The sequence below is a fragment of the Bacillus sp. MC1252 genome (assembly GCF_056838025.1).
Window position 1 is genome coordinate 26,028 of the sequence record NZ_CM166369.1, and the last position, 23,919, is coordinate 49,946.

General features: G+C 42.9%; 23 protein-coding genes, 2 tRNA genes, 3 rRNA genes and 1 other RNA gene. 26 read left to right on the forward strand and 3 right to left on the reverse strand.

The window, feature by feature from the left end; all coding sequences use genetic code 11:
* Positions 1–3 precede the first annotated feature (3 nt).
* Entirely contained in the window at positions 4–1,251 is a 1,248-nt protein-coding gene (locus ACYH0L_RS00120) for a glycoside hydrolase family 18 protein (protein WP_230031767.1), read from the reverse strand.
* A gap of 99 nt (positions 1,252–1,350) precedes the next feature.
* Positions 1,351–1,905, reverse strand: a complete 555-nt coding sequence (locus tag ACYH0L_RS00125) for a cysteine hydrolase family protein (protein WP_099728785.1) — start codon at positions 1,903–1,905, stop codon at positions 1,351–1,353.
* A 79-nt stretch (positions 1,906–1,984) separates the two neighbouring features.
* Between ACYH0L_RS00125 and tadA the strand changes: the two genes are divergently transcribed.
* The 25 genes from tadA (at position 1,985) to rsmI (ending at position 20,984) form a co-directional block, all read left to right on the forward strand.
* Positions 1,985–2,461 (forward strand): tRNA adenosine(34) deaminase TadA, encoded by a 477-nt coding sequence (gene tadA, locus ACYH0L_RS00130; protein ID WP_482354250.1) that lies wholly within the window; start codon positions 1,985–1,987, stop codon positions 2,459–2,461.
* Between the two features lie 76 nt (positions 2,462–2,537).
* An RNA gene (ffs, locus tag ACYH0L_RS00135) (signal recognition particle sRNA large type) lies at positions 2,538–2,802 on the forward strand.
* Positions 2,803–3,132: 330 nt separating this feature from the next.
* Complete coding sequence (gene dnaX, locus ACYH0L_RS00140) at positions 3,133–4,845, forward strand: DNA polymerase III subunit gamma/tau (protein WP_249705348.1); 1,713 nt, start codon at positions 3,133–3,135, stop codon at positions 4,843–4,845.
* Between the two features lie 25 nt (positions 4,846–4,870).
* Positions 4,871–5,194 (forward strand): YbaB/EbfC family nucleoid-associated protein, encoded by a 324-nt coding sequence (locus ACYH0L_RS00145; RefSeq protein WP_008342011.1) that lies wholly within the window; start codon positions 4,871–4,873, stop codon positions 5,192–5,194.
* Between the two features lie 15 nt (positions 5,195–5,209).
* Positions 5,210–5,806, forward strand: coding sequence for a recombination protein RecR (gene recR / locus ACYH0L_RS00150; protein ID WP_003218094.1), 597 nt, complete (start codon positions 5,210–5,212; stop codon positions 5,804–5,806).
* Between the two features lie 18 nt (positions 5,807–5,824).
* Entirely contained in the window at positions 5,825–6,049 is a 225-nt protein-coding gene (locus ACYH0L_RS00155) for a YaaL family protein (RefSeq protein ID WP_008360288.1), read from the forward strand.
* Between the two features lie 66 nt (positions 6,050–6,115).
* Positions 6,116–6,379 carry a pro-sigmaK processing inhibitor BofA family protein gene (locus tag ACYH0L_RS00160; RefSeq protein ID WP_008342006.1) on the forward strand — a complete coding sequence of 88 codons (264 nt, stop codon included), beginning with the start codon at positions 6,116–6,118 and terminating at the stop codon, positions 6,377–6,379.
* Between the two features lie 274 nt (positions 6,380–6,653).
* Positions 6,654–8,202 (forward strand): 16S ribosomal RNA (locus tag ACYH0L_RS00165).
* A gap of 95 nt (positions 8,203–8,297) precedes the next feature.
* Positions 8,298–8,374, forward strand: a tRNA-Ile gene (locus ACYH0L_RS00170).
* Between the two features lie 13 nt (positions 8,375–8,387).
* A tRNA-Ala gene (locus ACYH0L_RS00175) sits at positions 8,388–8,463 on the forward strand.
* A 98-nt stretch (positions 8,464–8,561) separates the two neighbouring features.
* Positions 8,562–11,492: ribosomal RNA gene (locus tag ACYH0L_RS00180) — 23S ribosomal RNA — on the forward strand.
* Between the two features lie 61 nt (positions 11,493–11,553).
* A 5S ribosomal RNA gene (rrf, locus tag ACYH0L_RS00185) occupies positions 11,554–11,669 on the forward strand.
* The 16S, 23S and 5S rRNA genes sit together here with 2 tRNA genes alongside, the layout of an rRNA operon.
* Positions 11,670–11,841: 172 nt before the next feature.
* A complete protein-coding gene (locus tag ACYH0L_RS00190) occupies positions 11,842–12,033 on the forward strand; it encodes a sigma factor G inhibitor Gin (protein ID WP_017359334.1) in 192 nt (63 codons plus the stop codon).
* Between the two features lie 128 nt (positions 12,034–12,161).
* The gene (locus ACYH0L_RS00195) at positions 12,162–12,776 is read left to right on the forward strand and encodes a 5-bromo-4-chloroindolyl phosphate hydrolysis family protein (protein ID WP_099728344.1); all 615 of its coding nucleotides are present in this window, start codon (positions 12,162–12,164) and stop codon (positions 12,774–12,776) included.
* A 19-nt stretch (positions 12,777–12,795) separates the two neighbouring features.
* Entirely contained in the window at positions 12,796–13,860 is a 1,065-nt protein-coding gene (locus ACYH0L_RS00200; protein ID WP_327925444.1) for a toxic anion resistance protein, read from the forward strand.
* A 77-nt stretch (positions 13,861–13,937) separates the two neighbouring features.
* Positions 13,938–15,347 (forward strand): aminotransferase class I/II-fold pyridoxal phosphate-dependent enzyme, encoded by a 1,410-nt coding sequence (locus ACYH0L_RS00205; RefSeq protein WP_249705131.1) that lies wholly within the window; start codon positions 13,938–13,940, stop codon positions 15,345–15,347.
* The gene (tmk, locus tag ACYH0L_RS00210) at positions 15,344–15,982 is read left to right on the forward strand and encodes a dTMP kinase (RefSeq protein ID WP_034324521.1); all 639 of its coding nucleotides are present in this window, start codon (positions 15,344–15,346) and stop codon (positions 15,980–15,982) included. Before ACYH0L_RS00205 ends, tmk begins: the two co-directional genes overlap by 4 nt.
* Before the next feature lie 79 nt (positions 15,983–16,061).
* Positions 16,062–16,391 carry a cyclic-di-AMP receptor gene (locus ACYH0L_RS00215; RefSeq protein WP_024425625.1) on the forward strand — a complete coding sequence of 110 codons (330 nt, stop codon included), beginning with the start codon at positions 16,062–16,064 and terminating at the stop codon, positions 16,389–16,391.
* Positions 16,392–16,403: 12 nt separating this feature from the next.
* Positions 16,404–16,844 (forward strand): YaaR family protein, encoded by a 441-nt coding sequence (locus ACYH0L_RS00220; RefSeq protein ID WP_230031690.1) that lies wholly within the window; start codon positions 16,404–16,406, stop codon positions 16,842–16,844.
* Positions 16,845–16,855: 11 nt separating this feature from the next.
* On the forward strand, positions 16,856–17,845 hold the full coding sequence (gene holB / locus ACYH0L_RS00225) for a DNA polymerase III subunit delta' (protein WP_230031691.1): 990 nt from the start codon (positions 16,856–16,858) through the stop codon (positions 17,843–17,845).
* 2 nt (positions 17,846–17,847) lie between these two features.
* Positions 17,848–18,675 carry a competence/sporulation regulator complex protein RicT gene (gene ricT / locus ACYH0L_RS00230; protein ID WP_099728338.1) on the forward strand — a complete coding sequence of 276 codons (828 nt, stop codon included), beginning with the start codon at positions 17,848–17,850 and terminating at the stop codon, positions 18,673–18,675.
* A 14-nt stretch (positions 18,676–18,689) separates the two neighbouring features.
* On the forward strand, positions 18,690–19,043 hold the full coding sequence (yabA, locus tag ACYH0L_RS00235; RefSeq protein WP_087978476.1) for a DNA replication initiation control protein YabA: 354 nt from the start codon (positions 18,690–18,692) through the stop codon (positions 19,041–19,043).
* Between the two features lie 55 nt (positions 19,044–19,098).
* The gene (locus tag ACYH0L_RS00240; RefSeq protein WP_249705132.1) at positions 19,099–19,842 is read left to right on the forward strand and encodes a tRNA1(Val) (adenine(37)-N6)-methyltransferase; all 744 of its coding nucleotides are present in this window, start codon (positions 19,099–19,101) and stop codon (positions 19,840–19,842) included.
* Positions 19,829–20,128 (forward strand): GIY-YIG nuclease family protein, encoded by a 300-nt coding sequence (locus ACYH0L_RS00245; protein ID WP_099728336.1) that lies wholly within the window; start codon positions 19,829–19,831, stop codon positions 20,126–20,128. Before ACYH0L_RS00240 ends, ACYH0L_RS00245 begins: the two co-directional genes overlap by 14 nt.
* A complete protein-coding gene (rsmI, locus tag ACYH0L_RS00250; protein ID WP_099728335.1) occupies positions 20,103–20,984 on the forward strand; it encodes a 16S rRNA (cytidine(1402)-2'-O)-methyltransferase in 882 nt (293 codons plus the stop codon). Before ACYH0L_RS00245 ends, rsmI begins: the two co-directional genes overlap by 26 nt.
* A 44-nt stretch (positions 20,985–21,028) precedes the next feature.
* Here rsmI and ACYH0L_RS00255 read toward each other — a convergent pair whose 3' ends face one another.
* Positions 21,029–21,319 (reverse strand): AbrB/MazE/SpoVT family DNA-binding domain-containing protein, encoded by a 291-nt coding sequence (locus ACYH0L_RS00255; RefSeq protein WP_087975202.1) that lies wholly within the window; start codon positions 21,317–21,319, stop codon positions 21,029–21,031.
* A gap of 519 nt (positions 21,320–21,838) precedes the next feature.
* Here ACYH0L_RS00255 and metG point away from each other — a divergent pair.
* Positions 21,839–23,839, forward strand: a complete 2,001-nt coding sequence (gene metG / locus ACYH0L_RS00260) for a methionine--tRNA ligase (RefSeq protein WP_249705133.1) — start codon at positions 21,839–21,841, stop codon at positions 23,837–23,839.
* The last annotated feature ends 80 nt before the right edge of the window (positions 23,840–23,919 follow it).

Below are 23,919 nucleotides of genomic sequence, written 5' to 3' on the forward strand. Positions count from 1 at the left end.
GGATTACGATGTCGTTCTTTTTTCAATATTAAATTGATCTGATAATAAGAGCCAATTTTGTGGGAAGGATAGACCTAGTTTCCAGTAAGCAATTCCGTTCAAGTTTAACTCTTTGATGAGATTAAATTTGGCTTGAATCGACCTTGCGTCTTCGAACCATACCTCATGCTCTTTATTATTAGCATCTGTATAACGAAAATAGGGAGCTTGTGCTGTTTCATCGTAGAGAATGGGTACATCATTCTCTCTAGCAATTGCGATCGCTTGTTGAGGACTGACGGCTTTGGCAATGGGGCCGCCCTGTACGTAAGGAAGCGTCCAATCATAGCCGTATAAATTCTGCCCCATTACAATTTTGTTGGCCGGCATGACAGTCAGTGCATATTCAATGACTTGGCGGACAGGACCAATTGGAGAGACGGCTTGTGCAGGACCTCCGCTGTATCCCCATTCGTAGGTCATCAACACAACATGATCAACGATCTTACCGATGGCTTCATAGTCATGAGCTTCATACCATTTTCCTTTTTGTTCACTACTTGTTTTAGGAGCAAGCGCAACGGAAATTGTCCATCCTTCTTGGTGGAAACGGGTTGTTGCCTCTCTTAAGAATTGAATATAAGCATCTTTATCAGCAGGGCGTAAATATTCAAAATCAAAATGGATTTCTTTTAATTGATACTTTTGAGCAACGCGAACGATTTCATTTAAAAATGTGGTTTTGACAGATTGGTTTGTTAAAAGGATTCGTCCAAGTTCATCACTGAATTTTTCATTCTCTAGGTTTGTGACCACCATGGATAATATGGTTCTGCTTTGAGCGGCAATCTGAGGTAGTTGGTCTAACGGTGGTTCTCGCAGTGTCCCGTCTCTTTGTGCTTGAAAACTAAAGGCGCCTAAATGGGTTAAGTATGGAGAGGCTTCTCTAGCTGCTTGCTTTAAGTTTTCACTGACTTGATTTCCACGTGGTTCAATATAAGCATTGGAATTTATGTTTCTTTTCGGTCTTTGTGGAATATAGAGCAAGAATCGAATAGGAAGTATTGCTTCAGGCCGAATCCTATTCACACGTGCCAATTCTTCCACTGAAATTTGAAATTGCCTCCCAATTTGATAAAGTGTGTCATTTTGTTTGACTTCATAAAATTGACCTCTAATTGGAATGACAATTGTTTGTCCGATGACGAGTTGATTTGGTGTTTCGATGTCGTTGGTGCGGATGATTTCATTGACTGTTGTTTTAAAACGCATGGCAATCTCACTTAAAGTATCTCCTCTTTTGACAACATAAATTTGAATAGTCAACGCCCCCTTTGTTATTGCTAACAATTTATGAGGGTTATGGATAAATCATGTTTGATTTTCATTCGTGATCTCTTTAGCAGTTGTGATTTTAGCAAGAAGAACGTTCTCCATCATCGTTAAAGCGTACTCGTTATCTCTATCATTGTTTGAAGCAATACAATCTTTAGGTACAATCAGATTGTATTCTCGCATGTATGCGTCATTTGCAGTGAAAAGAACACAGATGTTTCCTGCAATTCCAGTTAAAATAAGATCATGAACACCTAGTTCATTTAGAAGTGTCTCTAGTGCTGTTCCATAGAAGGCAGAATGCTTAGGTTTAATTAAGAAATAATCATCGTTAGATGGTGCCATTTGCTCTAAAATAGGGGCGCTTCTTTCGTTTTTACATGTTTGTATGACAGCTTGAATGTCAGCCTTCCAGAGTCCGTAGTGGTCGTTGATGTAGATGATTGGCCAATTTTCCTTGAAAGCGTGTTGTTTAAGGGCTAAAATTTTATTGGTCATTTGCTCTGTTTTTTCAGCGAGCACATGTCCCATTTCAAAATCAAAATTATTGATCATGTCGATAATAAGCAGTGCCTTTTGGTGATTTGGCAAAATAAGGCCCCCTTCAAAAGATTGTGGTAATATGTTAACCTCAATATCCATTTAAAAAACATGAAAAGAGAGCTGTGCTATGACGAAAGATGAACAGTTTATGCAAGAAGCCATTTTTGAAGCCTTAAAAGCAGAACAAATAGGAGAAGTGCCGATCGGTGCTGTCATCGTTGTAGAAGACCAAATTGTGAGCCGCGCTTATAATTTAAGGGAAAGTGAGCAGCGTTCAATTGCACATGCAGAATTACTTGCCATTGATGAAGCGTGTAAAGTGACTGGAAGCTGGCGTTTAGAAGAAGCTGTACTTTATGTTACGCTTGAACCATGCCCAATGTGTGCGGGTGCTATTGTGCTTTCCAGAGTGAAAAAGGTCGTATTTGGTGCATATGACCCTAAAGGTGGATGTGCAGGTACTTTAATGAATTTACTGGATGATGAACGGTTCAATCATCAGTCTGAAGTCATTGGTGGTGTACTTGAAAATGAGTGCGGTGAGCTGTTAAGTCAGTTCTTCCGAGATCTCCGTCAGCGGAAGAAACAAGCGAAAAGTAAATGAATGGATGTCGTTTGCAATTTCAACTGTAAGAAGGTATACTTATTTCTGCGTCACTAACAATTTAATATTCATTTTGCCGTGCTAAGCGGGGAGGTAGCGGTGCCCTGTACTCGCAATCCGCTCTAGCGAGGCCGAATCCCTTCTCAAGGTTCGTTTACTTCAAGGTCTGCCTTAAATAAGTGGTGTTGACGTCTGGGTCCTGCGCAATGGGAATTCATGAACCATGTCAGGTCCGGAAGGAAGCAGCATTAAGTGAAACCTCTCATGTGCCGCAGGGTTGCCTGGGCCGAGCTAACTGTTTAAGTAACGCTTGGGGTAGCGAATCGACAGAAGGTGCACGGTAAATCAATATTAAATGTAACTCATCTAGTTTATCTAGGTGAGTTTTTTGTTGTTGTTCAAAGAATAGCTCAGTTGCTAGGTTGATACAAATGATTAAAAAGCTTTTTTGAGGTGATTTGCTTTTAAAATGACTTATAACAGGAACTGTTGTTCTGTTTGGGCTGGCAGGTCATTTTGCAAAGCTAGAAAATTTGTTTTTGATTCATGAAAAGTAAAAAATCTTCATATGAAAACGCCATTTTCGCTTATTAGAAAATAAAGGTGTACTTTTGAATTGATCGTTGCATCATGTATAATGAAGATGATGATAAATGGAGGAGGGCGTATTTGTGAGTTATCAAGCTTTATACCGAGTGTTCAGGCCTCAAGTTTTTGAGGATGTTGTTGGACAAGAACACATCACAAAAACGTTGCAAAATGCCCTTTTGCAGAAAAAGTTTTCTCATGCTTACTTATTTTCAGGTCCTAGAGGAACAGGTAAAACAAGTGCTGCTAAGATCTTTGCAAAGGCAGTGAACTGTGAAAAGTCACCTGTTAGTGAACCGTGTAATGAATGTGATGTCTGTAAAGGGATTACAAACGGTTCTATTTCAGACGTGATTGAAATAGATGCTGCCTCGAATAACGGGGTAGATGAAATCCGAGATATACGTGATAAAGTTAAATTTGCTCCTTCGGCGGTTACATATAAGGTTTATATTATAGATGAAGTACATATGCTCTCTATCGGGGCATTTAATGCACTCCTTAAAACGCTAGAGGAACCGCCTGCTCATTGTATCTTTATTTTGGCTACCACAGAGCCTCATAAGATTCCTCTTACCATCATATCCCGGTGTCAGCGATTTGATTTTAAACGGATCACGACAAAAGATATTGTTGGAAGAATGGAGAAAATTGTAGATGCAGAAAGTCTAAATGTACAAGAGGGCTCGCTCGAGATTATTGCTAGTGCAGCAGATGGCGGTATGCGTGATGCACTAAGCCTGTTGGATCAAGCGATCTCATTTAGTGGTGAACAACTGACAATTGATGATGCGCTGCTCATTACAGGTGCTGTATCTCAGCATTTCATTAGTCAGCTTGCCGAAGCTATTTTTGATCAAAATATTGCTGTAGCGTTAGATACATTAAATGAATTGCTCCAGCAGGGGAAAGATGCGGCTAAATTAATAGAGGACATGATCTTTTACTTTAGAGATATGTTGCTTTATAAAACGGCACCAGATCTTGAAGGAGTACTTGAAAAGGTAAAAGTCGATGAAAAGTTCGTGGCGCTCTCTGATCGTGTGACGCCTCAGTTTCTGTATGAGACGATTGAAGTGCTTAATAAAAGCCACCAAGAAATGAAATGGACGAATCATCCAAGGATTTTCTTTGAAGTAGCTGTTGTTAAGCTTTGTCAGTCAACGGCCGGAATGACACAATCTCATGCTCACTCTGATTTAACAGCTTTAACGCATAAAATAGACAGGCTTGAACAGGAGCTATCTAGGCTGAGAGCTGAGGGTGTACCGATGTCTCAGTCTCATAGTCCTCAAGAAAAAAAGGAAGCACCTCGACCACAAACAAGCAACAAAAATGGCTATCGTGCACCTGTTGGCCGAATTCACGAGATTCTAAAAGAAGCGAAGCGGCCGGAGTTAGAAAAATTAAAAGGCAAATGGGGAGAGCTCCTTGCCCAGTTGAAACAGCAAAATAAGGTGTCTCACGCTGCGCTATTAACGGATAGTGAACCAGTTGCAGCTGCATCTCACGCCTTTGTTTTAAAATTCAAGTTCGAAATACATTGTAAGATGGTGGCTGAAGATAAAAGTGGTGTTCGAACCAACCTCGAGCACCTGCTAGAGTCTATGCTAGGAAAAAGAGTGGAATTAGTTGGCGTTCCTGACGCTCAATGGGGTAAAATAAGAGAAGAATTTTTAAAGGATCATCAGCCGGATGAACAGGCAGATGGTCAGGCAACTTCTGCTGAAGAGGATCCATTGATTGCGGAAGCAAAGAAGTTAGTAGGAACTGATTTGATTGAAATTAAAGATTAACTAAAAGAAAGAGAGTGGTGTTCATATGCGCGGTGGAATGGGAAATATGCAAAAAATGATGAAACAAATGCAAAAAATGCAAAAGGATATGGCTAAGGCTCAAGAAGAGCTTGCGGAAAAGGTTCTTGAAGGTACAGCAGGTGGCGGTATGGTCACTGTCAAAGTAAATGGACAAAAAGAAGTCGTTGATGTAGCAATTAATGAAGAAGTTGTCGATCCTGAAGACATCGATATGCTTCAAGACCTTGTACTTGCAGCGACAAATGATGCATTGAAAAAAGTCGATGAGCTAACAAATGAAACAATGGGTCAATTCACAAAAGGAATGAACATGCCAGGTTTATTCTAGGGGGAATAACTAAAGATGCAATATCCTGAACCAATATCAAAGCTGATTGATAGCTTTATGAAATTGCCAGGAATCGGACCGAAAACTGCGGTCCGTCTGGCTTTTTTTGTTCTTAGTATGCAGGAAGATGTCGTACTAGACTTTGCGAAGGCGCTTGTAAATGCAAAGCGTAATTTAACTTATTGTTCGGTTTGCGGCCATATCACTGATCAGGATCCCTGCTATATTTGTGAAGATACAAGAAGAGATCAATCTGTTATCTGTGTAGTACAAGATCCAAAAGATGTGATTGCAATGGAAAAGATGAAAGAATATAACGGCTTATATCATGTGCTTCATGGTGCCATTTCGCCAATGGACGGAATTGGACCGGAGGATATTAAAATTCCTGATTTATTAAAAAGATTGCAAGACGATCAAGTGACAGAGGTGATTCTTGCAACCAACCCAAACATTGAAGGAGAAGCTACAGCCATGTATATCTCCAGATTGTTGAAACCATCAGGAATTAAACTCTCTCGTATTGCTCACGGACTCCCAGTAGGTGGAGATTTAGAGTATGCAGATGAAGTCACACTTTCTAAGGCTCTAGAAGGCAGACGTGAGATGTAGGAAGGAGAAGTACGGTACATGGGTTTTCTTCGCAGAAAATCAATTCGAAAAGAATTCGATGAGAAACTAATTCAACAGCTTTTTAAGCAAAAGGAAGAATGGAACAGACAAAAAAAGCTTGTCGCAAATAGCGTTGAGCCTTCACCGGACATTCTATTCGAATTAAAGCTTGCTCAAGCGAAGTACTTTTTCTATCTGAGAGAAGCGAAAAAGAGGAATATACGTTTAAACAACTGGAGGTAGCAGGTCTATTTTACATAGTCCTCTCATATGCTTGTACTATTCATATGAAGAGGAGATGAGAGGATTATGGAACCTGTTATTGTGATTGGTTCAATTTTGCTTGCTGTATTATTGTTGTTTATGTCAGGTGTTCAAGCGAATCCATTCAAATGGTTAGGACTTATCGGAGTTAAGTTTGTGGCAGGCGCTCTTTTTTTATTTTGCCTGAATTTGTTCGGTGAGAGTTTAGGGCTTCATGTCTCCATTAACCCTGTAACGAGTGGAATTAGTGGTTTATTGGGCATTCCAGGCGTAGCGGCTTTAGTCGTAATAGAAAAGTTTATTATTTAATGAAAAATAATATTGACTTTGATTCTGTATGGTGGTAAATTAATATACGTCGCTGATGACGAAGAAACGAAAAAACATAACAACAAAAAAGTTGTTGACACTAACAACTTGGATGTGATAAGATGTTCTAGTCGCTTCTGAAGCGGTAAACAAGTTCTTTGAAAACTAAACAAGACAAAACGTACCTGTTAATTCGAGTTTTTATAAAAAAATCCTATGATACATCATAGGTAGTCAGTCAAACTGATGAAAAACGAAACTTCGGTTTTGTTCTTTTTCGGAGAGTTTGATCCTGGCTCAGGACGAACGCTGGCGGCGTGCCTAATACATGCAAGTCGAGCGGACAGAAGGGAGCTTGCTCCCGGATGTTAGCGGCGGACGGGTGAGTAACACGTGGGTAACCTGCCTGTAAGACTGGGATAACTCCGGGAAACCGGAGCTAATACCGGATAGTTCCTTGAACCGCATGGTTCAAGGATGAAAGACGGTTTCGGCTGTCACTTACAGATGGACCCGCGGCGCATTAGCTAGTTGGTGGGGTAATGGCTCACCAAGGCAACGATGCGTAGCCGACCTGAGAGGGTGATCGGCCACACTGGGACTGAGACACGGCCCAGACTCCTACGGGAGGCAGCAGTAGGGAATCTTCCGCAATGGACGAAAGTCTGACGGAGCAACGCCGCGTGAGTGATGAAGGTTTTCGGATCGTAAAGCTCTGTTGTTAGGGAAGAACAAGTGCGAGAGTAACTGCTCGCACCTTGACGGTACCTAACCAGAAAGCCACGGCTAACTACGTGCCAGCAGCCGCGGTAATACGTAGGTGGCAAGCGTTGTCCGGAATTATTGGGCGTAAAGGGCTCGCAGGCGGTTTCTTAAGTCTGATGTGAAAGCCCCCGGCTCAACCGGGGAGGGTCATTGGAAACTGGGAAACTTGAGTGCAGAAGAGGAGAGTGGAATTCCACGTGTAGCGGTGAAATGCGTAGAGATGTGGAGGAACACCAGTGGCGAAGGCGACTCTCTGGTCTGTAACTGACGCTGAGGAGCGAAAGCGTGGGGAGCGAACAGGATTAGATACCCTGGTAGTCCACGCCGTAAACGATGAGTGCTAAGTGTTAGGGGGTTTCCGCCCCTTAGTGCTGCAGCTAACGCATTAAGCACTCCGCCTGGGGAGTACGGTCGCAAGACTGAAACTCAAAGGAATTGACGGGGGCCCGCACAAGCGGTGGAGCATGTGGTTTAATTCGAAGCAACGCGAAGAACCTTACCAGGTCTTGACATCCTCTGACAACCCTAGAGATAGGGCTTTCCCTTCGGGGACAGAGTGACAGGTGGTGCATGGTTGTCGTCAGCTCGTGTCGTGAGATGTTGGGTTAAGTCCCGCAACGAGCGCAACCCTTGATCTTAGTTGCCAGCATTTAGTTGGGCACTCTAAGGTGACTGCCGGTGACAAACCGGAGGAAGGTGGGGATGACGTCAAATCATCATGCCCCTTATGACCTGGGCTACACACGTGCTACAATGGACAGAACAAAGGGCTGCGAGACCGCAAGGTTTAGCGAATCCCATAAATCTGTTCTCAGTTCGGATCGCAGTCTGCAACTCGACTGCGTGAAGCTGGAATCGCTAGTAATCGCGGATCAGCATGCCGCGGTGAATACGTTCCCGGGCCTTGTACACACCGCCCGTCACACCACGAGAGTTTGCAACACCCGAAGTCGGTGAGGTAACCTTTATGGAGCCAGCCGCCGAAGGTGGGGCAGATGATTGGGGTGAAGTCGTAACAAGGTAGCCGTATCGGAAGGTGCGGCTGGATCACCTCCTTTCTAAGGATATATGGAGCAGCGTGCGTTTTCGTCTTGTTTAGTTTTGAAGGAACTTGGAAAAGATCCTACAACATCATATCTTCGATATGAAAGATGGGCCTGTAGCTCAGCTGGTTAGAGCGCACGCCTGATAAGCGTGAGGTCGGTGGTTCGAGTCCACTCAGGCCCACCATCTTCTATAAATCGGGGCCTTAGCTCAGCTGGGAGAGCGCCTGCCTTGCACGCAGGAGGTCAGCGGTTCGATCCCGCTAGGCTCCACCAACGTGTTCTTTGAAAACTAGATAACAATAAGTAATACATTCACATTGAATGCAATGCAAAGTTCATCACACATAGTGATTCTTTCTAAAGTAAGAAATGGTTAAGTTAGAAAGGGCGCACGGTGGATGCCTTGGCACTAGGAGCCGATGAAGGACGGGACGAACACCGATATGCTTCGGGGAGCTGTAAGCAAGCTTTGATCCGGAGATTTCCGAATGGGGAAACCCACTGCTCGTAATGGAGTAGTATCCATACTTGAATACATAGAGTATGAGAAGGCATACCCGGGGAACTGAAACATCTAAGTACCCGGAGGAAGAGAAAGCAAATGCGATTCCCTAAGTAGCGGCGAGCGAAACGGGAACAGCCCAAACCAAGAGGCTTGCCTCTTGGGGTTGTAGGACACTCTATACGGAGTTACAAAGGAATGATATAAGCGAAGAGGTCTGGAAAGGCCCGCCAGAGAAGGTAACAGCCCTGTAACTGAAATGTCATTCCCTCCAGAGTGGATCCTGAGTACGGCGGAACACGTGAAATTCCGTCGGAATCCGGGAGGACCATCTCCCAAGGCTAAATACTCCCTAGTGACCGATAGTGAACCAGTACCGTGAGGGAAAGGTGAAAAGCACCCCGGAAGGGGAGTGAAATAGATCCTGAAACCGTGTGCCTACAAGTAGTCAGAGCCCGTTAACGGGTGATGGCGTGCCTTTTGTAGAATGAACCGGCGAGTTACGATCCCGTGCAAGGTTAAGCAGAAGATGCGGAGCCGCAGCGAAAGCGAGTCTGAATAGGGCGCATGAGTACGTGGTCGTAGACCCGAAACCAGGTGATCTACCCATGTCCAGGGTGAAGTTCAGGTAACACTGAATGGAGGCCCGAACCCACGCACGTTGAAAAGTGCGGGGATGAGGTGTGGGTAGGGGTGAAATGCCAATCGAACCTGGAGATAGCTGGTTCTCTCCGAAATAGCTTTAGGGCTAGCCTCAAGGTAAGAGTCTCGGAGGTAGAGCACTGATTGGACTAGGGGCCCCTACCGGGTTACCGAATTCAGTCAAACTCCGAATGCCGATGACTTATCCTTGGGAGTCAGACTGCGAGTGATAAGATCCGTAGTCGAAAGGGAAACAGCCCAGACCGCCAGCTAAGGTCCCAAAGTATACGTTAAGTGGAAAAGGATGTGGAGTTGCTTAGACAACCAGGATGTTGGCTTAGAAGCAGCCACCATTTAAAGAGTGCGTAATAGCTCACTGGTCGAGTGACTCTGCGCCGAAAATGTACCGGGGCTAAACGTATCACCGAAGCTGCGGACTGTTCTTACGAACAGTGGTAGGAGAGCGTTCTAAGGGCTGTGAAGCCAGACCGGAAGGACTGGTGGAGCGCTTAGAAGTGAGAATGCCGGTATGAGTAGCGAAAGACGGGTGAGAATCCCGTCCACCGAATGCCTAAGGTTTCCTGAGGAAGGCTCGTCCGCTCAGGGTTAGTCGGGACCTAAGCCGAGGCCGAAAGGCGTAGGCGATGGACAACAGGTTGATATTCCTGTACCACCTCCTCACCATTTGAGCAATGGGGGGACGCAGGAGGATAGGGTAAGCGCGGTATTGGATATCCGCGTCCAAGCAGTTAGGCTGGGAAATAGGCAAATCCGTTTCCCGTAAAGGCTGAGCTGTGATGGCGAGCGAAATTTAGTAGCGAAGTTCCTGATTCCACACTGCCAAGAAAAGCCTCTAGCGAGGTGAGAGGTGCCCGTACCGCAAACCGACACAGGTAGGCGAGGAGAGAATCCTAAGGTGATCGAGAGAACTCTCGTTAAGGAACTCGGCAAAATGACCCCGTAACTTCGGGAGAAGGGGTGCTTCTTAGGGTGTTAAAGCCCCGAGAAGCCGCAGTGAATAGGCCCAGGCGACTGTTTAGCAAAAACACAGGTCTCTGCGAAGCCGTAAGGCGAAGTATAGGGGCTGACGCCTGCCCGGTGCTGGAAGGTTAAGAGGAGCGCTTAGCGTAAGCGAAGGTGCGAATTGAAGCCCCAGTAAACGGCGGCCGTAACTATAACGGTCCTAAGGTAGCGAAATTCCTTGTCGGGTAAGTTCCGACCCGCACGAAAGGCGCAACGATCTGGGCACTGTCTCAACGAGAGACTCGGTGAAATTATAGTACCTGTGAAGATGCAGGTTACCCGCGACAGGACGGAAAGACCCCGTGGAGCTTTACTGCAGCCTGATATTGAATGTTGGTACAGCTTGTACAGGATAGGTAGGAGCCTTGGAAACCGGAGCGCTAGCTTCGGTGGAGGCATCGGTGGGATACTACCCTGGCTGTATTGACCTTCTAACCCGCTGCCCTTATCGGGCAGGGAGACAGTGTCAGGTGGGCAGTTTGACTGGGGCGGTCGCCTCCTAAAATGTAACGGAGGCGCCCAAAGGTTCCCTCAGAATGGTTGGAAATCATTCGCAGAGTGTAAAGGCACAAGGGAGCTTGACTGCGAGACCTACAAGTCGAGCAGGGACGAAAGTCGGGCTTAGTGATCCGGTGGTTCCGCATGGAAGGGCCATCGCTCAACGGATAAAAGCTACCCCGGGGATAACAGGCTTATCTCCCCCAAGAGTCCACATCGACGGGGAGGTTTGGCACCTCGATGTCGGCTCATCGCATCCTGGGGCTGTAGTCGGTCCCAAGGGTTGGGCTGTTCGCCCATTAAAGCGGTACGCGAGCTGGGTTCAGAACGTCGTGAGACAGTTCGGTCCCTATCCGTCGCGGGCGCAGGAAATTTGAGAGGAGCTGTCCTTAGTACGAGAGGACCGGGATGGACGCACCGCTGGTGTACCAGTTGTTCTGCCAAGGGCATCGCTGGGTAGCTATGTGCGGACGGGATAAGTGCTGAAAGCATCTAAGCATGAAGCCCCCCTCAAGATGAGATTTCCCATTCCGCAAGGAAGTAAGATCCCTGAAAGATGATCAGGTTGATAGGTCTGAGGTGGAAGCGTGGTGACACGTGGAGCTGACAGATACTAATAGATCGAGGACTTAACCTATATTCTAATGTGAAGCATGAACGTTGTTATCTAGTTTTGAGAGAACATTCTCTCCATCAGGTTTGGTGGCGATAGCGAAGAGGTCACACCCGTTCCCATACCGAACACGGAAGTTAAGCTCTTCAGCGCCGATGGTAGTTGGGGGTTTCCCCCTGTGAGAGTAGGACGCCGCCAAGCTTTTCTAAGGATCAGTTCCAGACGGAACTGGTCTTTTTTGTTTTTTTAAGAAAAGGAACAAACACTCGATCTGGGATGTATACATATACTAAACTACCATCTAAAACATTCTTAATTTTGTATACAATTGAAAGCGCTAGGGCATACTGAAGCTATGAGTGGAGGTGTCACAATGAGCAAAAAAGAGCGAGAAGCGATTTGTTTGATTTGTGAAGAGAAAAAGACAAAGGGAATATATTTATATCATCAGTTTTTGTGCCGAGACTGTGAGCGAAAGTTAATTTCTACATCGACCTCGGATCCTAGCTATGCCGATTATGTAAGAAAGCTTAAAAATCTTCATACGCCGCCTTTGTATTCATAGACCACTAGATGGTCTTTTTTTATGAGCTATCGAGGATTGGACCTGTTTTTTGGAACTTAGTTTGGACAACACCCGTAATAAATAATAAGATAAACAGAGAGCCTGATTATTCATAGGAGTCGATGAACATGAAATCAATCTTTTTCACATTTATATGGGCCATCTTCTCTACTCTTTTCTCGATTGTGATTTTAACCGTCAGTATTGGGGTTTTCCACCATCATGTTGGATTATCGATACTGTATGCGATGATTGGGTGGGGTGCGATGTTTGCAGGAAGCAGATGGGTTGCTTTCCAGTTGTTTTTAAAGAAACACGGATTGTCTCGTAGTGATTATGTATATATTAAACAGCACTTCAAAGAAGCAGGGCAAAAGCTGGTTCGTTTGAAGAAAGCTTTATTTGCTGTGAAAAACATGCAGACGATCAAACATAATTATGAAATCCTTCGGCTTGCACGACGAATCTATACGATTACAAAAAAGGAACCGAACCGATTTTATGATGCACAGCGATTTTATTTCGAAAGTTTGGATTCTGTCGTTGAACTAATCGAAAAATATGCATTACTGTATAATCAGCCTAATCGCAGTCATGAGCTTGAAATGACACTGAGCCAAACTCGAGTTACACTGACAGAGCTGCAAAAGCAATTGACGAATGATTTGCAGCAAGTTTTAGGAAGAGACATAGAAGCCCTTCACATTGAACTTGAAGTGGCCGATAAAATGATCAAAAAATAGATGAAAGGAGTCAGACTCGATGAAACCAGAAGATCAAGTCACACCACCATCAGCATCTACTATAGATCTTCAGTTTCGGGTGTTTGATACCTTATCTGATAAGGAAAAACAAGAGGCTATAGAGCGGGCTGAAAAGATCCCTGACAATCCGCAAAAGCTGCTTTTCTATGGTACACGTGTGCAGGAACGATTATTGGAACAATCACAACACATGATGAAATATGTTGAGAAAAAAGATATCGATCAAATAGGAGATGTGCTTGAAGCCTTTTTGCAACAACTACATTTAGTGGAGCCAGAGGATTTACTGCCAAAGAAGCAGGGCCCTTTTTTGAGGTTGTTTCATCGGGGGAAGCGTTCTACTCAGGAGATCATTTCTCGTTTTAAACAAGCAGAAGCTCAAATAGAGAGATTATCAGCAAGGCTCCGTTACGCAAGAGGCGTATTAATCTCCGACCATAAGTTATTAGAGCGTTTATTTGAAGAAAATCAATCATATTTCCAAGAGATGACACTACAGGTTGCAGCAGTTGAAGCGAAATTGACACAGTTAGAGCAGCAGGTCCTATCAGAAGCGAAACATTCTAATGATCGGACATTAGAGGAGCAATTGATGAGTCAGGAAGTAAATGAGGAAGAATATATGGAGAGATTGAAAGAACGGAAGTATGACTTGCTGTTAAGCCGGCAAATTGCACTGCAATGTAATGCCCAAATTCGGATGATTCAGTATACAAATCATACCTTAGCCAATCATATCCAATCAACCGTCTCCGCATCTATTCCTCTATGGATCAACCAAATGTCAATTGCATTAACTCATATTCAGCAGCGAGCCAATTCAGCCCTTGAGCAGCGAATCCAACAAACGTATGAAAAGGTATCAAAGCAGCAAGGACAGCTTCTTGAAGACGCATCATTAACGCCTATAGATACGTTCAAAAAGGCTCAACGCCAATTAGCCGAAACATTACAGGAAACGTTACAGGTGAAAGAACATGGGAGCCAAGAGAGAGCTCAATTAAAAAGCAACATGTACGAGGCGGAGCAGAAGCTGGCGAATCATCAACCAATAAAGGAATGAGAAACCATCTTTCGGTTCACTTGTTTGAACGTTATAATAGAAATAAGATATCGTTTAAGTGAAAAGGGTCGATTTGTTTGAAAACACCTTTATATACAGCATTATCACAACATGCGGAAAAGAAGCCTTATTCTTTTCACGTTCCAGGACATCACAATGGAGATGTCTTTTTTGATGAGGCACGGTCTTACTATGCATCAATTCTTCAGCTGGATGTGACGGAGCTTGAAGGTCTAGATGATCTCCACCACCCGACTGGTGTGATTCAAGAGGCAGAGGATTTATTGGCAAAGCTATATGGGGCAAAGCAAAGCTTTTTCCTTGTGAATGGCACAACAGTTGGAAATCTAGCGATGGTGATGGCTGCATGTCGGACTGAAGATGAGATTTTTGTTCAGCGAAATTGTCATAAGTCTGTTTTCCATGCGATTGAGCTTGCAGGAGCAACGCCTATTATGTTAGACACTGAGATCGATTCATGCTTGCACGTCCCAACCCATGTTACTGATGAAACAGTCAAAAAAGCTATCGCGAAACACCCGAACTGCCGGGCAATCGTTTTGACGTATCCGAACTACTATGGACATGCAGCTGATTTATCAAAGCTGATTCACTTGTGTCATGAAGCGGGCATGATTGTTTTGGTTGATGAGGCACATGGTGCGCATTTTGTATTAGGCGGCGCCTTTCCTCCATCTGCCCTTTCCTACGGAGCAGACGTGGTGGTACAATCAGCACATAAAACCCTTCCAGCGATGACGATGGGTTCTTATCTCCATCTCCAAGGGGACCGAATAGATGCGAAGCGTATGAAGACATTGTTAACGATGCTTCAAAGCAGTTCACCTTCTTATCCAATTATGGCTACGTTAGATGTGGCGAGAGCTTATGTTGAAGAGATCAAGGGAAAAGGGAAATTGGACGGAATCATGACAGGGCTGGCAAAGCTGAAAGAACAGTTCAACAGGATGTCCAATCTCGAAGTGGTCGAGTCTGACTCGTTATCTACGGATCCATTAAAATGCGTCATTCGTTCAACAAAAGGGCTGACAGGCTATGAACTAAAAAAGGTGCTTGAATCGGTTGATGTTCACCCAGAACTTGCGGATGAACATCAAGTCTTACTCGTTTTTGGTCTGGGACAGACGAAGGACGTCCCTTTTTCAGCCATAGAGCAGGCGCTTCAGCAAAGTGATGTATTGCATGAAAAAAAAGAGCATCTTCAAAAGGCGACGCGATTCATAGAGGTCGATCAGCAAAGACAAGACATAGAAGCCGTCCCATTCGAAAAAGCAGCAGGCCTGATCAGTGCAGAATCGGTTATTCCCTATCCGCCTGGCATTCCTTTGATGATTAAGGGAGAGCGTATTGAAGCGGATCAAATTTCGAAGTTAAGCCGTTTGCTTGGACATCACGTTCATGTTCAAGCAAGTCAGGTGATTCACCAGAGAAAATTATATGTTTATATAGAAGAGGAGACACTATGAGTGGTATGTTTATTACGTTTGAAGGGCCAGAGGGTGCTGGAAAAACGACAGTGATACGAAAAGTGTACGAAGAAATGAAGCGCCAAGGATATGCAGTGATGGCGACACGAGAGCCAGGAGGCATCGAAATTGCAGAGCAGATTCGTGAAGTCATTTTAAACGAAAAAAATACAAAAATGGACGCAAAAACAGAGGCATTGCTGTATGCAGCAGCAAGAAGACAGCATTTGGCTGAGAAAGTAGAACCTGCATTGCAACGCGGGGACACGGTCTTATGTGATCGTTTTGTCGATAGCTCCCTTGCTTATCAAGGCTATGCGAGAGGGCTTGGGATTGAAGAAGTCAAATCAATTAACGATTTTGCCATTAATGGTACAATGCCGCAAATGACTATTTACTTTTCCATTACACCAGAGGAAGGTCTAAAGCGAATCGACGCCAATCAAGGAAGAGAAAAAAATCGATTAGATATGGAGACCCTGAATTTCCACCAGCTGGTCAGAGAAGGCTATGAATTACTAATTGCGCAATCACCAGAACGATTCCGTGTAGTGGATGCGTCTCAGCCGATGCAGGATGTCTATGAAGAAGTGCTTCAGTTGATTCAGGACACATTAAAGAAAAATCAAATATGACCTGATTCCCAATCGTTGTTATAATATAGAGGAAGACATCGGCATGTCACCTGTGCCTAAAACGAAGGAGGCCAATCAAATGAAATTAATTGTTGCCGTTGTACAGGACCAAGATAGCAGCAAATTGTTGAAAATATTGACTGAACATCATTTCGGCGTGACAAAATTAGCTTCAACTGGTGGGTTTTTAAAGTCTGGAAATACGACTTTTATCATTGGTTGTGATGATGTCCGAGTGGATAAGGCATTACAGCTTATAAAGGAAAATTGCCGTAAACGTGATCAAATGATCGCGCCTGTATCACCAATGGGTGGAAATGCAGATTCATACGTACCATACCCTGTTGAGGTTGAAGTTGGTGGAGCTACTGTCTTTATTCTGCCAGTTGAACAATTTCATCAATTTTAAGGATGGGTTGCTGTGAAAATTAATCAAGATATGCGGCTGCTTTTAGAAAAGCGTGAACTTCAAGCGATTAAAGGAAGCCAGACATCTGCTTCTTTTAAAGCTTCTATGGAGACGCAAAGCGGCAAAATGCGCTTAGAACAACTGACGGTCATGCTGAGTGATATCGAGGTGTTCGGTAAAAAGCTGACAAAGTCACGAAACCTAAAGGATTTAGCCAGGTTTAAAGGACTTGTGAAGCGCTTTGTGAAAGAGACCGTCGATAATGGATTAAATATAGAGACGTCAAGGAGCTTTGACCTTTATGGCAACACGCGAACACTCGCTTTAGTCAAAGCATTAGATGAAAAGCTTATTGAATTAACAGAGGATATGATGGATCAAGAGAAACCCTCTATTGATTTGCTTGAACGTATTGGAGAAATAAAAGGTTTATTGATTAACCTTTACACATAGAGAGTGATAACATGGCAATTAGCTGGGATGACATGAATGATTTGCAGCCGCGCGTCATGCGGCTGATTTTTAATAGTATTGATAAAGACCGACTTGCCCATGCTTACTTATTTGAAGGGAAAAAAGGGACAGGAAAGCTAGATGCTGCCATGCTTTTGGCTAAGAGCTTTTTTTGCTTGGAAGCAGGAGTGAAACCATGTGAATCTTGTCAAAACTGCAAAAGGATTGAGTCTGGAAACCATCCAGATTTACATGTAGTGCAGCCTGACGGCCAATCGATTAAGAAAGCGCAAGTGCAGGCATTGCAGGAGGAATTTACAAAAGCAGGTGTAGAATCGCACCGGAAAATGTATATCATTCTTCATGCGGACAAAATGACGGTCAATGCCGCGAACAGTTTATTAAAGTTCCTAGAGGAGCCTAATCGGGAAACGATGGCGGTTTTAATCACTGAGCAATCGCATAAAATGCTGGATACGATTATTTCAAGATGTCAGATGCTTAGCTTTCAGCCGTTGCAGCCACAATCTTTGGAGCAGCAGCTTTTACAAGAAGGCGTATCTCAGCATCTTGCAAGGCTTTTGTCGAATTTAACTAATAATTTAGCAGAAGCACTCGAATTAAGTCGAAATGATCAGTTTGCAGAGTCTAGAGCGAAAGTGATAAAATTGTATGAAGTCTTACACCAGCGAAAAGAACATGCATTTTTTTATATACAAGATCAATGGATGCCTTTTTTCAAAGAGAAAGACCTTCAAGAAACAGGTCTGGATATGCTTTTATTTATATATCGTGATGTATTGTCGATTCAAATAGGAAATGAAGATAAAGTCATTTATCAAGACTTATTCCAGACAATGGAGCAGCACGCGCTGCATTCCACACAGCAGATGGTGACGAACCAGATCCTTGCTGTATTAGAAGCGAAAAAGAGACTTCAATCCAACGTGAATGCCCAAGGGCTAATGGAGCAATTGGTGTTGATGTTGCAGGAGGGATAAGCTTGTACAACGTAATTGGTGTTCGCTTTAAAAAAGCGGGCAAAATCTATTATTTCGATCCTAATGGATTTCATATAGAAAATGATAGTTGTGTCATTGTAGAAACGGTCAGAGGGGTTGAGTACGGACAAGTGGTCATCGCGAATAAAAAAGTAGATGAACACGACGTGGTCCTTCCTCTACGTAAGGTGATTCGTGTAGCAGACGAACGAGACCGGCTCATCGTTGAGGAAAACAAAGAAGCAGCGATGGCAGCCTTTGATACATGTCTTCAGAAGGTAAGTGAACACGGCCTGGAAATGAAGCTAGTCGATGTTGAATTTACATTTGACCGAAACAAGGTTATCTTCTATTTTACAGCGGACGGCAGAGTAGATTTTCGTGAGCTGGTGAAGGATCTCGCATCGATTTTCAAGACGAGAATTGAACTTCGCCAAATCGGTGTAAGAGATGAGGCAAAAATGCTGGGCGGCATAGGTCCTTGTGGAAGAATGCTTTGCTGTTCAACATTTCTAGGAGATTTTGAACCGGTGTCCATAAAAATGGCAAAAGATCAAAACCTGTCGTTAAACCCTACGAAAATTTCTGGGCTTTGCGGCCGTTTGATGTGCTGCTTGAAATATGAGAATGATGAGTATGAAACAGCGAAAGAACAATTACCGGATATCGGTGAAACGATTCAGACGTCTAATGGCTCTGCAAAGGTAGTAGGGCTCAACATTTTAGAACGAATTTTGCAAGTTGAATTAACCGGGCAAGAAAAAGTGGTAGAATATACTTGGGAAGAATTATTACAAGAAGGCGTTGTATCTGCACAAACAACTGAGTAACGAGGTGTGCCACCTTGGATAAAAAGGAACTATTTGATACAGTGATCAATTTAGAAGAACAAATCGGTTCTCTTTATCGACAGCTAGGAGATTTGAAAAATCATATCGGTGAAGTGATTGAAGAAAATCATCAGCTTCAGATGGAGAATCAGCACTTGCGTGAACGTCTGGATCAATCCGATCGAGACAAATCGTCTGAGGCGGAGAATGATTTTGCCCAGAAGCCAAGTCATTCTGATATAGGAGAAGGTCATGATAACCTTGCTCGGTTATATCAGGAAGGCTTCCATATTTGTAATGTACATTATGGGAGTATTCGTAAAGAGGGAGACTGTTTGTTCTGTCTGTCATTTTTAAATAAAAAGTGAGAAAAGGCTTCCGCTGAATCGGGAGCCTTTTTCACAGGAATAGAAAGGATACATCATGGTTTCGTTAAGAGAAGATGAACGTTTAGATTACTTGCTCGCTGAAGATATGAAAATTATTCAAAGTAAAACCGTGTTCGCCTTTTCATTGGATGCGGTATTATTAGCAAAATTTGCGTATGTGCCGATCCAAAAGGGAGAAATCATCGATCTTTGTACGGGAAATGGCATCGTGCCATTGCTGCTTTCAACTCGATCTAAGGCCTCTATTACAGGTGTTGAAATCCAAGAACGTCTGTTTGATATGGCGAAAAGAAGTGTGGAGCATAATCAATTAGAGCATCAGATTGAATTGATACATGGTGATTTGAATGATATGCCAGAACGCTATGGGAACCACAAAGTAGATGTGATCACATGTAATCCGCCGTATTTTAAGACACCCTCTAAGGATGAAATCAATGAAAATGAATATTTGGCAATTGCACGGCATGAAATTCATTGTACATTAGAAGACGTCATTCGTGTTTCTTCCACTTTGCTGAAGCAAGGGGGCAAACTGGCAATGGTTCACCGCCCAGGACGGTTGCTTGAGATTGTTGAAATGATGAAGAAATACCGTATTGAGCCAAAGCGAATTCGATTTGTTTATCCTAAACAGGGGAAAGAAGCCAATACAATCTTAATAGAAGGCATGAAAGATGGAAAGCCAGATTTGAAAATATTGCCGCCCCTCTTTGTTTATGGGGAAGACCAAGAGTATACAGAAGAAATCAGGACGATACTATATGGAGAAGCATAATCATTACTTTTATGTATTGAAATGTGCAGATGGCAGTTTGTATGCTGGGTATACAAATGACTTACAAAAAAGGCTGACTACCCACAATAGTGGAAAGGGAGCAAAATATACAAGAGCGAGACGGCCGGTTGAGCTTTATTACCATGAATGTTTTTCAACCAAAAGAGAAGCCATGCAGCAAGAATATCGTTTCAAAACTTGGACACGTCAAAAGAAAGACATTTATATAGAAGAAATGCGAATGGAAAAGGAGGCGGCACATGAAAAAGACACAGAAGAGCTTTGATGGTCAATCCGAAATGGGTATTCTTTATCTCGTACCAACCCCAATTGGAAACTTAGAAGATATGACGTTCCGAGCGATACAAACGTTAAAAGATGTAGACTATATTGCCGCAGAAGATACGAGACAAACGAAAAAGCTTTGTCATGTATATGAAATTGATACACCGTTAACGAGTTATCATGAGCATAACAAAGATAGCAGTGGTTACAAGTTAATCGAATGGCTAAAAGAAGGGAAAAATATCGCACTAGTGAGCGATGCTGGTTTACCGACTATTTCTGATCCTGGAGCTGAAGTGGTTCGAGACTTTACAAGCATCGGAGGCTATGTCATTCCGCTACCTGGTGCAAACGCGGCATTAACGGCGCTCATTGCGTCAGGGATCGCGCCACAGCCATTTTTCTTTTACGGTTTTCTTGATCGTCAAAAAAAAGAAAAGAAAAAACAGCTGGAAGCATTGAAGAAACGCCAGGAAACGATTATTTTCTATGAAGCGCCCCATCGGTTAAAAGAAACGCTGACCGTGATGAAGGCAGTGTGGGGGAACCGGAACATAGCGATTACGCGAGAACTGACAAAAAAATTCGAAGAGTTTATTCGTGGAGATTTAGAGTACGTGCTGACATGGGCTACGGAACAACAAATTCGCGGCGAATTTTGTCTTGTGGTACAAGGAAATGACCAGGATGAAGAAGAGCTGAATGAAGAAGCCTGGTGGAAGGCCTTATCTGAAAAAGAACACGTGATCCATTACATAGAGGAAGGATTGACGTCGAAGGAAGCCATTAAACGTACAGCAGTCGAACGTGGTGTGCCAAAGCGCACGATATACGATGCCTATCATATTGAACAATAAAGAAAGGTTCTTGCAAACGGTGCAAGAACCTTTTTATATGAAACTTATTTTTGTGATTGAAGTTGGTTTTGGATTTCGTTAATGATTTGCTCTGCACCTTCACGGCTAAGAACTAATTTACCATTAGCAAGTTTAAGGTTATCGTCTGATACTTCACCTGTTACTTGGCAAGTCATGTTTGGTTTATATTTTTTTAGGATAATTTTTTCATCATCAACATAAATTTCCAAAGCGTCTTTTTCAGCGATTCCTAGTGTACGACGAAGTTCGATTGGAATCACCACGCGTCCTAATTCGTCAACTTTACGTACAATACCTGTAGATTTCATCTTCATTCTCCTCCCAAAAAGTTCTTATTCTTAATATAATATTATCTTCGTCATTATTCGACAAATTCCTTACATTCCTAGCATAACAAGGTTTCCATAAATCGTCAATCATTTTGTTTACTATTGTTTGTAAAATATGACTCTTAAAGTCAAAGGACCTTGAAACTATTGGTGTATAAGGATTTTGTGGACTTCGTCTATGAAAACATGATAAATGACGAGAACAGATTGACAAGACTTTTGCCCTAAATTAGCCAATTATAAATCTGGAAGTATATTTCATACGACAATATTCGACAAAATGTCGAGCGGTTTGTCGTTTTTTCGAAAAACTCATCTTTTTCGATCATTTCAGCTTGTTCTATGTATATATGCTTGATCTTAAAGGCTAAGATGGTATCATAGAGAAAGCACAAGTGCAAAACATAATGAAATGATCTGACACATTTTAATGAAGTGATTATAGCCGCTCTCGTCCATTGGGCGGGAGCTTTTGACATTTACACACACGCAGGAGGTTCCGACATGCCGGAAAAGAAAAAAACGTTTTATCTGACAACACCTATTTACTATCCGAGCGGAAAATTACATATTGGACATGCTTATACGACAGTGGCAGGGGATGCCATGGCTCGTTATAAACGTCTTCAAGGCTATGATGTGATGTATTTAACAGGTACAGATGAGCACGGACAAAAAATTCAGCAAAAAGCTGAAGAACAAAATATTACACCGATTGAGTATTTAGATCCCGTCGTTACAGACATTCAATCATTATGGAAGAAACTCGACATTTCAAATGATGATTTCATTCGTACAACGGAAAAAAGGCATACGAAAATCATTGAGCAAGTCTTCCAAAAGCTGCTTGATCAAGGAGATATCTATTTAGATCAATATGAGGGCTGGTACAGTATTCCTGATGAAACATTCTATACGGAAACACAGCTTGTTGATGTTGAGCGAAATGAGAAAGGTGAAGTCATTGGCGGGAAAAGCCCCGACAGTGGTCACCCTGTTGAATTGATTAAAGAGGAATCATATTTCTTCCGTATGAGTAAGTATGCAGATCGTTTACTGGACTACTACGAAAAGAACCCATCGTTCATTCAGCCTGAATCAAGAAAGAATGAAATGATCAATAACTTCATTAAACCAGGTTTAGAGGATTTAGCTGTATCAAGAACAACCTTTGATTGGGGAATTAAAGTACCTAATAATCCGAAACACGTGATTTATGTATGGATTGATGCGTTATTCAACTATTTAACAGCGATTGGCTATGGAACCGATCAGGATGAAAAATATAAAAAATATTGGCCTGCCAACGTGCACCTTGTAGGGAAAGAAATTGTGCGCTTCCATACAATTTATTGGCCAATTATGCTGATGGCACTTGATCTGCCTCTGCCGAAACAAATTTTCGCACACGGCTGGCTGCTCATGAAAGATGGCAAAATGTCTAAATCAAAAGGGAATGTGGTAGATCCGGTCACATTAATTGATCGCTATGGTCTTGATGCCCTTCGTTATTATCTACTTCGCGAAGTGCCATTTGGTGCGGATGGCGTGTTTACACCAGAAGGATTTGTGGAACGTGTAAACTATGATCTTGCCAATGATTTAGGGAACTTACTTAACCGTACGGTCGCGATGGTACAAAAATATTTTGATGGTACATTAAGCAGTTATAAGGGTCCTGTCAATGAATTTGATGAGGAGCTTAAAGCTGTGGCTGAACAAACGGTAAAAGCCTATGAAGAAGCGATGGAAAACCTTGAATTCTCGGTGGCTCTTACAAATGTTTGGACATTGATCAGCAGAACTAATAAATATATTGATCAAACAGCTCCATGGGTGTTAGCGAAGGATGAAACGAAACGAAAAGAACTGCACTCTGTCATGTATCATTTGGCAGAATCACTTCGAATCACAGCAGTGCAATTAACACCATTCTTAACAAAAACACCTGAGAAAATCTTCTTCCAGCTTGGAATTGAAGAAGAGAAGCTTAAAAGCTGGGACAGCATTCTTTCTTTTGGTGCGATTCAAAAAGCAACAGTACAAAAAGGAGAGCCGTTGTTCCCGCGTTTAGAGGTTGAAGAAGAAGTGGCGTACATTAAAGAGAAAATGCAGGGAAGTGCTCCTAAGGTAGAAGAAGAGAAAGCTGAAATAGAAGAAACGGAATTACCTGAACTGGGAGCAGAAATTGCATTTGATGATTTCTCGAAAGTTGATCTTCGAGTAGCACAAGTTTTGGAAGCAGCTCCAGTTAAAAAAGCGGATCGTCTCTTAAAGCTTCAGCTTGATTTTGGATTTGAAAAAAGACAAATTGTCTCAGGGATTGCCAAGCATTATCAACCAGATGAATTGGTAGGGAAGAAGCTTGTTTGCGTAGCAAATCTCACGCCAGTTAAACTCAGAGGGGAAATTTCCCAGGGAATGATTTTAACTGGGGAAACTGGTGGGAAATTGCAGGTCCTTGAAGTGGATCAATCTCTAGCGAATGGAACAAAAATTTTATAAATCAACAAAGGTGTTCCACGTGTAACATTTCGTCGAACACCTTTTGTTTTTTAGGAGAATTGTCGAAAGGAGCAATCAAC